The following is an 11,584-nucleotide window of genomic DNA, read 5'->3' as shown; positions in this document are numbered from 1 at the left end:
CATGCAAGAAGCAATTTTACCTTTACTCCAAACTTTATTACCTGCATTTATTGTTGCAGTAATCTCTTATTATTTCTTTTCGTCATTTATGAAGAATGAAGAAAAAAGAAGACGTTTTATAACCGTAAGAGAGTCGCAGGCAAAAACACTTCCTTCTCGTATGGCTGCCTATGAGAGATTAGTTCTTTTTCTTGAACGCATTAAACCTGCTAGCCTAGTCGTTAGAACTAAACCTGGTAATTTATCTAAGTCTGATTATGAACAAGGACTTATAGCAGCTATAGAACACGAGTTTGAACACAACATAGCACAGCAAGTCTATGTGAGTGAAGAGTGCTGGAACATTATACGTGCCGCAAAAAACACAACTATACAAAAACTACGTCAAGTATCAATGACTGATAAAGTCACTACTGCAGACGGTCTACGTCAGGCTATTCTTAATGATCTTATGGACAAACGTGCACCTAGCGCCACTGCGATAAGCTTCTTAAAAACTGAAGTAAATGATTTGTTTTAAATAAAAAAACATAGCATATTTAAAAAATCCAGATCTGTAATAGATCTGGATTTTTTTTATGACTGTAGTTATACTTAGAACTATAAACCTCTATTTACAACTACCTAAATTACTTGATATCTAAAATCTTACTCAAACGTTTTTGATTTTCTGAATTAAAATGATCAAAAGATTGATCTATAAGAAACTTACCATTCTCTCTTTTATATTGCGCTTTTAAGATATCACGTGAATTTTCATAAAACCTCCATACATGGTGCAAGCTAGCCTGCATGAGATCTATATAATTTTGCTGACTCATCGCATCTAGGTTGATTAAATAGTCAAATGCAGCCGTTCTAGTCTCTGTACCATACACTGGTCCTGTATAAGATTGCAACTTAGTTAATAAAGGCAATAACTCTTCATTGCTATACCCACTAGAATTGAGCGCAAGTACTATCCATGCCATGTCCAGACTAGAATTTACTTGTTCCCATTGCTGTTTTGTTTCTTCTAAGAAAGTTCTTTTATCGCTCACATCATTCCATAAAAGAAATAATGTCGACTCTCGCGTTACATAAGAATCGTCGTTGAGCATACTTTTTATCAACTCTCTATTTTCTACATTTATACTAGGCGTACTTAAAACTATTAATTGATTTACTTCTATATTATCTAGTGCTGCTGCCTCTCTTAACAACTCATATTTCTTATTCGTATTATGAATACTTAATTGAGCTACCATTTCTTTAACCAGTTCTAGTTCTATCGGTTTTTCTAGTGTTTCTTTATAAGAATAATAAGACTCATCAAAGCTAGATATACGTCTAGCTGCCAGTTGCAAAAAGTCTTCCATAATAGGTTCTTTTCTCAAGACTTGTAAAGCATCGGCAGTCGGAAATGTAGTAGATGTTAACCATGTAGATTTAAACTCATCTAGATTTTGATTGCTTACTTCTTCTACTATATCTAGAAAATCATTTGTAGTTACATTGCTGTATTTATTCTTTATAAGGTAACGTGTTACGCTTTCGCGAAAGCTGATCTCTCCAACTTGATCCTTTAACGCATGTAAAGCCCATGCTCCATGCTGATAGAAGGTAAGTGAATTTGCTTCAGGATCTAACAATGCCGTACTTTTACCTCTAGCACTTTGCTCGTTTAAGGCCTCGGCATACTCGTATAATTGATGTTGAAAATAGGAATTACCATACAAATCTTTTTCTGCTAGTAAAGCGTAATAACTCGCAAACCCTTCGTGCAACCAGTGGTGTTTTGCATCTGTCTCTGTAACTAAATCGCCAAACCATTGATGCGCTAGTTCGTGTGCATTTACGTTAACATAACTGCGGTCATTTGCTCCTAACTCATCTGTAAAAAACACATCGCTAAAAACGGTTAAACCTGTATTTTCCATCCCAGAATATAAAAAGTCCTTAACAGGAATTTGCTTATATCCTTGCCAGGGAAAAGCTACCCCTATCTCTCCTTCTAAGAAATCAAAAATCTCTTTAGAATGTTGATAGGTAGATGCTACTTTATCTTCTTGATTTTTATAATAGTAATATTCTAGAGATACCCCAGAAGAGCTATTCTCTTTTTTCACCTCATAATCTCCAACAACCACAGCCAGTAAATAACTAGACATAGGTTTTTGCATGGTGTATTTCCACGTTTTTACATCTGTACCATCAGTCACTTGTGATAGCACACCGTTAGAAACTGCAAGTTTAGAAGCAGGTGCGGTAATAGACGTATTCCAGATGATCTTATCATTCATATCATCTATGCTAGGCAGCCAGTTACTGGTATATTTACCTTGTCCTTGTGTCCATACTTGATCCCACAAGCGATCATCGTCTATGTCTATATGGTACATAGCCTTTGATGGGTAACTGGTAAAAGAGATTTTAAGGTCGTGCTCCTCACCTGCTTTAAACGGTGACTGTACTACAAGTTTCTTCCCATCATACATCATTTTCACTTTCTTATCATCTAATAAAGCGCTGTAAGAGACTAGATTTTTTGCATCTAGAAAAATGGATGGTACATCATTTAAGATTTCAAGATGATAGTCTACCGTACCTGTTATCTCATTAGAATTTGCATCTAGATTAATAGATACATTTGCCTGTTTAAAATCTACCGTTGTTAACTGGCTAGGCGTGTTTTGTGATTGAGAAAAAAAAGCTCCCAAAAGAGCAACTAGTGTGATCCATTTCATAAGGGCGAAAAATACAAAACATGTACCGCAATTAATCACTTGTGATCCATGCTTAACTTTTATTAACGGAAAGACTATGGCTACCGCATAAAGTTTTAAGAAACTGATCTTACTCTACGAGTATAAATCTCTATTTTCGTAACTTAAATTAAGCACCATTGTACGAGAACAGTTTCCCTCATAAAAGATTTGGATTAACCCTAGAGTTTCTAGAAAAACACATCCCTAAAACAGATACCATTCTAGATTTAGGTGTTGAAAATCCGTTTTCTGTTATTATGAAAGATGCCGGTTATAAAGTACAAAACACTACTGGACTGGATCTAGATGACGACGTCAGTGAAATTGAGAATTTTAATGGCAATGTCGTTACGGCTTTTGAAATTTTTGAACATCTAGTAAGTCCTTACACTTCTTTAAAAGCTATTAAAAGTAATAAAGCCGTGATAAGCGTCCCTTTAAAACTATGGTTCTCTAGTGCTTACCGTAATAAAAACGATATAAGAGACCAACACTATCATGAATTTGAACCCTGGCAACTCGATTACGTTCTAGAAAAAGCAGGCTGGAAAGTGGTAGATCGCATGAAGTTTACAAATCCTATCAAAAAAATAGGAATACGTCCCTTGCTTAGAAGATTTACAGATCGCTATTATTTGGTCTATTGTGAAAAAGTGAATCCTTCATAGCCGTTGAAAATAGCCATTATCATACCTGCTCATAATGAAGAACAATTCATTAAACTAACCTTAGATAGTCTAGCGCAACAGACTTTTAAGGCAGCACAAATAGTAGTTGTAGATGATAATTCTACAGACGCTACTTATGACATAGCTTGCTCCTACTCTACACTCTTACCTATTAAAGTGGTAAAGACCTCTTCTAGTGCCCAGAATATTCCTGGTTCTAAGGTGATCAATGCCTTTAATTATGGATTATCACAAATAGATATCGAGAACTTTGACATTATCTGTAAATACGATTCGGACTTAATTTTTCCAGATCATTATTTAAAAGATGTGGTGACTCGCTTTCGCGAAAGCGAAACAACAGGAATGACAGCCGGACATTGTACCATTGATAAAGATGGCACCTGGCAAGTAGAAAATCAAAACAATCCTGATCACATAAGAGGTGCTTTAAAAGCTTACAGAACAGAATGCTTTAAACAAATAGGTGGACTCAAAACTAGTATAGGCTGGGACACTATCGATGAGATGCTGGCGCGTTTTTACGGCTGGAGTGTTGTTACTATTCCTGGTTTACATGTTAAACATTTAAAGCCTACTGGAGCGGCTTATAATTCTAGATCCAAATACCTACAAGGAGAGGCTTTTTTTAAAATGCGTTATGGGAGAATGCTCACCTTTATTACTGCCGCAAAGATGGCATGGAATAAAAAGCAATTTCAGCTTATTGCAGATTATCTAAAAGGTTACCGACTGGCACAAAAAAAGAACCTTGCTCCACTGGTAACAGTAGAGCAAGGTCGTTTTATAAGAAATTACCGCTGGAACGGTATAAAATCTAAGTTGGGCTTTTAGAAATTAAAAGCAAGTCCTACACTTACATTGAACTGATTATAAAGTTCTTCTTGTATAGTTAAATCTCCAGATTTATATTTTGCTAGTGGAAAAGCAGCCTCTGTATAAAGACCAAAACCGTCTGTAAAGAAATATCTAGCACCTACATGACCACCAAAATTCTTTGTTCCAAAAGCAAGACCTGGATAAAAATCAAACATAGGATCTATATTGATCACGTTACCTATGTTTGCGTTAAAACGTAATTTTACAGTTGCTCTTTCATCAAAGTCTGCATCTATACCGTCATCTAGACCTAGTGCATAGTTGACACCTAGACCCATAGAAAAATTCTCTGCAAGACCATAATCATAAGTCCCTTGAATACCAGTAGCACCTGACTGAAAGTCTGCACCTATTTGTACTTTTTGATCTCCTTTTCCTGCAAATATTTGAGCATTTACAGTTACACCAGCTATAAGAGCTGCGATTAATAATATTTTTTTCATGTTGTTAGTTTTAATTTTGCGGTTGCAAATATAAGATTATCAAGTTAAAACGATCCTAATGCTTTAACACTTCGCTTATAGGATTACCAGTAGCACCATTAGGAAATCCTATTTTTAAAAGACTAGATATAGTAGGCGCGATATCTATAACCTCTGTGCGTTTACTACTAGATCCTTTATTAATTCCATTTCCATAAAATAATAATGGTACGTGTGTATCATAACTTTGAGAACTACCGTGTGTAGAACCAGTTTTAGAATAAGAAATTACAGCCGGTTCTAGTACATAAATCACGTCACCACTACGCTTGTGATGAAAACCATTTTGAATCAACTTTCCTGTTCCATCCTGCATCGTCCCAGAAACCAGTGCGTTTCTAGTAAATACCTTATCGATGTGTTTATAATCTGTTATAGTCATTGCTATAAAATTTTCTAGATCGATAGGGTTGATATTATTTTTAATCAGGTTTGCTTTATTAAAGAAAATCTGATCGTTAGAAATATTAGAAATTAAATCTTCCTGACCATACTTATTAAGTATCGCTTTATTAAGATCATCTCTAAAATTAGATCTATTAAAATAACCTGCGTTTATCCTTCTAGTTTGAAGATAGGCAGGATTGTTAATCGCACCATGGTCTGCGGTAAGGAAAATGGTATAATTCCCTTCTCCTACTTCTTTATCTAGTGTAGAAAAAAGACGCTCTAAATCTTTATCCAGTCTTAAATAGGTATCTTCTATTTCTATAGAGTTAACTCCATATTGATGTCCTATATAATCGGTACTAGAAAAACTCACTGCAAGAAAATCAGTAACCTCATCTTTACCCATATTTTCTGCTTTTATAGCTTCTATAGCAAAATCTGCTACGATGGTGTTACCATAAGGTGTCGCTTTTATAAGACTATAGTTGTCATTTTTCTCTCTTAAAGTGTTTAAATCATAAGGAAAAACGGCGTTAGCTTTGCCTCTAGGTGCTTTTTCAAATTTATTAAGATCTGTACCACTAGCTGTATACGTTTCTATTGGGTAAAGCGTGTTCCATGCTTTAAGATAATCGTCTGCTTTTCTAGAGGCATTAAAATCTGCCGCCCATTTAGGCAGTTGTTCCAGATAAAAGGTACTAGAGATAAAACTTCCTTTATCACCACCTTCGAACCAGTAAGCAGCATCTGCCGCGTGCCCTGCAGGTAAAATTGCACCTCTATCTTTTACAGATATCCCTATTACTTTTGCTTCACCTTGAGTGTGCAACTCTAGTTGATCTGTAACTGTAGTGGTTAACATTCTACGAGGCGACATTTTACCGTCGTCACTTAAAGAACCTACACCACTCACCTGATCGTCACTTGCATTATAAATCACTTTTCCTTGAAATTTATCGTACCAATTATTTCCTATAATTCCATGATTCATAGGTGAAGTACCTGTATAAATAGACGCATGTCCAGGCGCTGTGTAAGTAGGCACATAATTATAATGATTATTAGTCAGGTTAAAACCACCATTCATTAGTCTTTTAAAACCACCATCTGTATAGCGATCATAAAATCTGGATAAATAGTCATACCTCATTTGATCTACCACGATACCTACTACCAGTTTAGGTGCCTTTTCTGTAGCACTAGATTCTGTCATGGAGGACGTAGATGGTTGTTGGTCTCGCTTTCGCGAAAGCGTGCTACAAGAAGTCAAAAAGACAAAAAGAAGTATCAGAGAAAGTAAATTCTTCATGGAAAAATATTTTTTACAAAAGTAAACCAAGAAAAAATGAACAAGTTTAATAAAGCATTAAATTATGTAGGATTATTTTTATCTATTTTTACCACGATGAGATTTTTAAGACACATAGGACGTTATATGATCATGTTGTACGGCGTTTTTAAACGACCGACTAAAGCAATAGTTCTTAAGGAATTGATCCTTAAAGAAATAGACGACCTTATTATAGGCTCTCTAGGTATAACCGCATTTATATCTTTGTTTATGGGTGCTGTTGTAGCGTTACAGACGGCGCTTAATCTAGACAATCCATTGATTCCTAAATCATTGATAGGTTTTGCTACAAAACAGTCTATAATTCTAGAATTTGCCCCTACATTTATATCTGTTATTATGGCTGGTAAGGTAGGTTCTTATGTTACTTCTAGTATAGGTTCTATGCGTGTTACTGAGCAAATAGATGCTCTAGAAGTAATGGGTATTAACCCTTTAAATTATTTGATTTTCCCTAAAATTATCGCCCTACTTTTCTATCCATTTTTGATTGCTATTATCATGTTCGTAGGAATAGCTGGTGGTTATCTAGCGGCTGTTTATGGTGGCCTTTCTAGTTCTGAAGATTTTATAGTAGGATTACAAGATAGTTTTATCCCTTGGCATGTTGCTTATGCTTTTATAAAAACGATGGTCTTTGGATTAATGCTTGCGACTATACCTAGTTACCATGGTTATTATATGGAAGGTGGAGCGCTAGAAGTAGGTAAAGCGAGTACGACCAGCTTTGTATGGACTTGTGTGGCTATCATAATAGCAAATTATATTCTAACTCAATTACTTTTAAGCTAATGATACAGGTAAACGATTTGCGCAAGAGTTTTGGTGATGAAGAAATTCTGAAAGGAATTACAGCAACCTTCGAAAAAGGAAAAACTAACATGATAATAGGCGCCAGTGGATCTGGTAAATCTGTTTTTCTTAAAAACATGTTGGGTCTTTTTGTACCTGATAGTGGTGAGATTATTTATGATGGAGAGCCACTTAATGAAATGCAAATAGAACGCAAGAGTAACTTGCGTAAAGAAATGGGAATGCTTTTCCAGCACAGTGCATTATTCGACTCACTTACAGTAGAAGAAAATGTAATGTTCCCTTTACGTATGTTTACTAAAATGCGTTTAAAAGAACGTCAGGAAAAAGCAAACGAGATTCTAGAACGTGTAAATCTAGTAGGTCTTAATAATAAAATGCCGAGTGAAATTTCTGGTGGACAGCAAAAACGTGTCGCACTAGCAAGAGCAGTAGTCAACAACCCAAGATTTTTATTTTGTGATGAGCCTAATTCTGGTCTCGATCCTAAAACAGCTACGGTAATCGATAACTTAATTCAAGAAATCACACACGAGCGCGATATCACTACAGTAATTATATCTCATGATATGAACTCTGTAATGGAAATAGGTGAAACCATAGTGTTCTTAAAAGATGGAAAACTGGCCTGGAAAGGAACCAATAAAGAAATCTTTAAAACTGATAATGAAACCGTAACTGACTTTGTATACAGCTCTAACTTATTTAAAAAAGTGCGTATTGCACAGAATAAGGGGCTTTAATCAATATCTTTAAAAAGGGCTTTTCTATTTATTGCTTCAATCAAATTAGTTTTCTCTTTAATTTCTGAAGAGTTAAACTCTTGATAGGATTCATCTACTTCATGAATTAAAGAAAACTCATCATTTTTATATTCATAAAGAATTCTCTTACTACTCCTAGCAATACCATTAGCGACTGAAATATAAAAATCTTGAAAATCACCATTTTCATTAACAGCAAGTTTTTTAAGGTGTTCTAAACTATTTACCAGCATTTTTGTTGAATTTAGATATAAAAAAATTATCCTATAGAAAGTTTAGCAGCATCTTTCCATAGATAATTAGGCATTGGTTCCTCTAAAACCCAGTTAATACTCATAGGTTTTGAACCGTAATGATCTTTTAATTTACCTTCACCGATAAAGACATAGCCTATACTTTTTCCAAATTCATTTTTTTGTTTCTCTCGCACAAAAAGTAAAATCTTTTTTGAGTTTTTTTCATGTTGAATATATGATATTCCTTTGCCTGTATTTGGTCCTGCCTCATTTTGAGTTTGCCAGTGAAACAGGGATTCTGTAACTGCATAATCGTCGTACATAGTGGTAGGTGAAAAATTCTCTTCTGACTTAACAAGGTTGATAAAAAGCACTTCTGTTTTTAATATTTTATTCTCTGCTGCTCCTTCTCTATTAGATGATTTTTTTTCAAATGTGCTTAAACCAAAAGCTACAAGTATTTGATCTCTAGTATACCGACCATGAAGTTGTAACGGTTGTTCATAAGGTAATTCTAAAGGTTTTTCCCTAAAATTAATTCCTTCGATAAGCAACTCTAAAACTTCTTGTATTTCTAGAACAAGCACAGTGTTTAAACCTATAGCTTGTATACTTTTTTCAATTGTGTCAAACCCTCCTGCTTGTTGCCATACATCGTAATGCAGCATCAAAAGCATTAATTTTTCTTTTTCATTAAATGTTGAAATTTCAATTTGAAAATTTTGCTTTGCAATTTTCAAAATGAAGCTAAAATAAATCAAAGAATTAGTGGATAACCATTTATTTGAAATTGCAGAAACAATCACTTTTTCATTTGTTGATTCAAAATCATCAATTTTGCCTGCAATTTGACAAAGCCTTTTCCAACTACCTCTCTTATAAAGAGTTTCAACTGGTATATTATAAAATTGAGTGAAATTTCTAATATTTAATTGAAGGTTTGTTTCGTTTTGAAATTGCTGGATTTTTTTAATTATCCGTTTTTTATTAAAAGAAGTGGTTGAAGCTATATTACTTAAAATAGATTCTTTAGCTTTTTTCTCTAATATGATAGAACAGCCTAATGGTAGATGAGGGAAATTATCTTCTAATTCTTTAATAACTGTAGTATTTGTTTTCCCTATTAAAGCTCTGAATTTACTTTCAAAATTGTATTCCGAATGTGCATTACCAACGAAGTCTAAAACTGTTAAACAATCTTTATCTTCAAAAAGTCGCAAACCTCTACCTAATTGCTGTAAGAATACAGTTAAACTTTCTGTAGGTCTTAAAAATAATATTGTATCAATTTGAGGAATATCAATTCCTTCATTAAAAATATCAACGACAAATAAATAGTTAATCTCCTTTTTCTCTAACTTTTGACGGATATTTTCTCGATCGTTACTATTACTACTTGCTAAATAATCTGATTTTAAACCGGCTAGAGTAAACTTTTCACACATATACTTCGCATGTTCTATAGAAACACAATACCCTAAAGCTCTAACTTCATTAATATCCTTTGTGTACTTTTCTAATGCATCTATAATTTCTCTAACTCTTCTATCGTTTTCTGTATAGATATCAGTTAATTCACTTACAATATATCTTCCTCGAGTCCAGTTTACACCGGATAAATCAACACTATCTGTAATACCAAAATATTGAAAAGGACAAAGCAATTTTCTATTCATTGCTTCGGGCAATCGAATTTCTGCAGCTATCTTATTGTCAAAATCCATTAGGATATCACCACCATCCATTCTTTCAGGTGTAGCTGTGAGACCTAAGAGAATCTTTGGTTTGAAATAATTGATTATAGAGCGATAAGATTTAGCCGTTTGATGGTGACATTCATCCATAATGATATAATCGTAGTAATCTGCAGGTATATTACTAGATTCAAGCTGATTACTAACTGTTTGAACTGATGCAAATACAATTTGAAAATCATTGGGAACTTTACCATCAACCCATAATTCACCAATATTATTATTCCGCAAAACACCTTGGAAAGTTGAAAGTGACTTTTGCAAGATTTCTTTCCTGTGAGCTAAAAAAAGTAATTTTGAGGAATCATTCTTTTGCTTAAAACGCTTATAGTCAAATGCAGATATTACAGTTTTACCAGTCCCTGTTGCAGCAACAACCAGATTTCTGTATCTGTTATGAACAACTCTCTCAACATCTAATTTTTCTAAAACCTCCTTTTGGTAAGGAAATGGGGTGATGTCAAAAAAAACTGTATTATTTTCAAAAGGTTTACTAAACTTACTTTGCTTTAAAGCACCTATCAATTTTTCTTTGTGAATAGATTCATCAAATAACTCAAAATCTTCACTTAACCAGTAAGTATCAAATGTCTTCTGAAACTTATTTATAATGTGAGACACTTCTTTAGTGGTTATTTTCAAATTCCATTCTAATCCATCAGTTAATGCAGATCTAGAAAAATTAGAAGAACCTATATAAGCAGTATGAAACCCTGTATTTCTATAAAACAAATATGCTTTTGCGTGTAATCGCTCATTCTTTGTATTATATGAAATCTTAACCTCGGTATTTGGTAATCGAGCCAGTAGCTGGATAGCTTTATAGTCCGTTGCCCCTATATATGTAGTTGTAATTATATTGAGTTTCCCACCACGTTCTGTAAACTCCCTTAATTCCTTTTCTAGAATTATTATTCCTTTAAACTTTATAAAAGATACCAATAAATTTATCTTGTTCGAAGAAAGAATCTCTTTTTTGAGCTCACTTTCTAATGACAAGCCTCCATTTCCACCTGTGAACAACTCACTTTGAGTTAATGTAGTATAAGGTGTTATTTCTTTAAGATGTAAATCTAAATTTGAGAAATGCGTATCTGCTTTGGAAAATACAGCTTTTAAAACTTCTCCTTCTATATTAACAATGTCGTCATCAAAACTTTGACTTTGAAGTTCTTCTTTAAGTAATCTAATTATTTTATTGGCGATTTCAATTTGAAGCTCAATTTTATTACTCCCTTTTATAACCTTAAAAGCTTGTTTAAGTGTTTTCGAAATATGCTTAGATAAAATAGTTGAAGCTTCCTCCTTATCTATCGCAACTTTCTTTAAATAAAAATTCTGCTTATCAAGTTCATTTAATTTTTGAGACACCAGTTGAGTTACTAATTCTTCATATATCCCTTGATTCATAATTTTTCTAATTTTCTAAAACAAATGACTTAATTTGATAATAAAATCAATTTTATTAATTGAAAAAGC

General features: G+C 33.7%; 10 protein-coding genes. 5 read left to right on the top strand and 5 right to left on the bottom strand.

From position 1 onward, the window contains the following. Nucleotide 1 precedes the first annotated feature (1 nt). On the top strand, nt 2-520 hold the full coding sequence (locus tag ABJF08_RS11745) for a hypothetical protein (protein ID WP_348116418.1): 519 nt from the start codon (nt 2-4) through the stop codon (nt 518-520). A gap of 109 nt (nt 521-629) precedes the next feature. Here ABJF08_RS11745 and ABJF08_RS11740 read toward each other — a convergent pair whose 3' ends face one another. Beyond that, entirely contained in the window at nt 630-2,726 is a 2,097-nt protein-coding gene (locus tag ABJF08_RS11740; protein ID WP_348116417.1) for a M1 family metallopeptidase, read from the bottom strand. Between the two features lie 158 nt (nt 2,727-2,884). On the opposite strand from ABJF08_RS11740, the gene ABJF08_RS11735 reads away from it, so the two are divergent. Beyond that, entirely contained in the window at nt 2,885-3,415 is a 531-nt protein-coding gene (locus tag ABJF08_RS11735) for a methyltransferase (RefSeq protein ID WP_348116416.1), read from the top strand. Between the two features lie 3 nt (nt 3,416-3,418). Then, nucleotides 3,419-4,270: a glycosyltransferase family A protein gene (locus ABJF08_RS11730; RefSeq protein WP_348116415.1), complete on the top strand. Its 852-nt coding sequence runs from the start codon at nt 3,419-3,421 to the stop codon at nt 4,268-4,270. Here the strand turns inward: ABJF08_RS11730 and ABJF08_RS11725 are convergent. Further along, on the bottom strand, nt 4,267-4,758 hold the full coding sequence (locus ABJF08_RS11725) for a DUF6646 family protein (RefSeq protein WP_348116414.1): 492 nt from the start codon (nt 4,756-4,758) through the stop codon (nt 4,267-4,269). The two genes, ABJF08_RS11730 and ABJF08_RS11725, sit on opposite strands and share 4 nt — an antisense overlap. A 55-nt stretch (nt 4,759-4,813) precedes the next feature. Then, nucleotides 4,814-6,496 carry an alkaline phosphatase PafA gene (gene pafA, locus ABJF08_RS11720; protein WP_348116413.1) on the bottom strand — a complete coding sequence of 561 codons (1,683 nt, stop codon included), beginning with the start codon at nt 6,494-6,496 and terminating at the stop codon, nt 4,814-4,816. 96 nt (nt 6,497-6,592) lie between these two features. Between pafA and ABJF08_RS11715 the strand changes: the two genes are divergently transcribed. Next, on the top strand, nt 6,593-7,330 hold the full coding sequence (locus ABJF08_RS11715; protein WP_104515605.1) for an ABC transporter permease: 738 nt from the start codon (nt 6,593-6,595) through the stop codon (nt 7,328-7,330). Beyond that, nucleotides 7,330-8,094, top strand: coding sequence for an ATP-binding cassette domain-containing protein (locus tag ABJF08_RS11710; protein WP_348116412.1), 765 nt, complete (start codon nt 7,330-7,332; stop codon nt 8,092-8,094). Before ABJF08_RS11715 ends, ABJF08_RS11710 begins: the two co-directional genes overlap by 1 nt. Here the strand turns inward: ABJF08_RS11710 and ABJF08_RS11705 are convergent. Both ABJF08_RS11705 and ABJF08_RS11700 read right to left on the bottom strand, forming a co-directional pair. Then, a complete protein-coding gene (locus ABJF08_RS11705; RefSeq protein WP_348116411.1) occupies nt 8,091-8,348 on the bottom strand; it encodes a hypothetical protein in 258 nt (85 codons plus the stop codon). The genes ABJF08_RS11710 and ABJF08_RS11705 overlap by 4 nt on opposite strands. A gap of 26 nt (nt 8,349-8,374) precedes the next feature. After that, nucleotides 8,375-11,515, bottom strand: a complete 3,141-nt coding sequence (locus ABJF08_RS11700; protein ID WP_348116410.1) for a DUF3427 domain-containing protein — start codon at nt 11,513-11,515, stop codon at nt 8,375-8,377. Nucleotides 11,516-11,584: the final 69 nt, after the last annotated feature.

It is taken from the genome of Nonlabens sp. (genome assembly GCF_039941875.1).
Taxonomy (GTDB): domain Bacteria; phylum Bacteroidota; class Bacteroidia; order Flavobacteriales; family Flavobacteriaceae; genus Nonlabens.
This window is presented reverse-complemented; position numbering and strand designations above follow the sequence as displayed.

Excerpts from the sequence above, each read along its gene's own strand:
- ABJF08_RS11745 (WP_348116418.1), top strand. The coding sequence starts at position 2 with ATGCAAGAAGCAATTTTACCTTTACTCCAAACTTTATTACCTGCATTT.
- pafA (WP_348116413.1), bottom strand. The coding sequence starts at position 6,496 with ATGAAGAATTTACTTTCTCTGATACTTCTTTTTGTCTTTTTGACTTCT.
- ABJF08_RS11700 (WP_348116410.1), bottom strand. The coding sequence starts at position 11,515 with ATGAATCAAGGGATATATGAAGAATTAGTAACTCAACTGGTGTCTCAA.
- ABJF08_RS11740 (WP_348116417.1), bottom strand. The coding sequence starts at position 2,726 with ATGAAATGGATCACACTAGTTGCTCTTTTGGGAGCTTTTTTTTCTCAA.
- ABJF08_RS11710 (WP_348116412.1), top strand. The coding sequence starts at position 7,330 with ATGATACAGGTAAACGATTTGCGCAAGAGTTTTGGTGATGAAGAAATT.
- ABJF08_RS11715 (WP_104515605.1), top strand. The coding sequence starts at position 6,593 with ATGAGATTTTTAAGACACATAGGACGTTATATGATCATGTTGTACGGC.
- ABJF08_RS11725 (WP_348116414.1), bottom strand. The coding sequence starts at position 4,758 with ATGAAAAAAATATTATTAATCGCAGCTCTTATAGCTGGTGTAACTGTA.
- ABJF08_RS11705 (WP_348116411.1), bottom strand. The coding sequence starts at position 8,348 with ATGCTGGTAAATAGTTTAGAACACCTTAAAAAACTTGCTGTTAATGAA.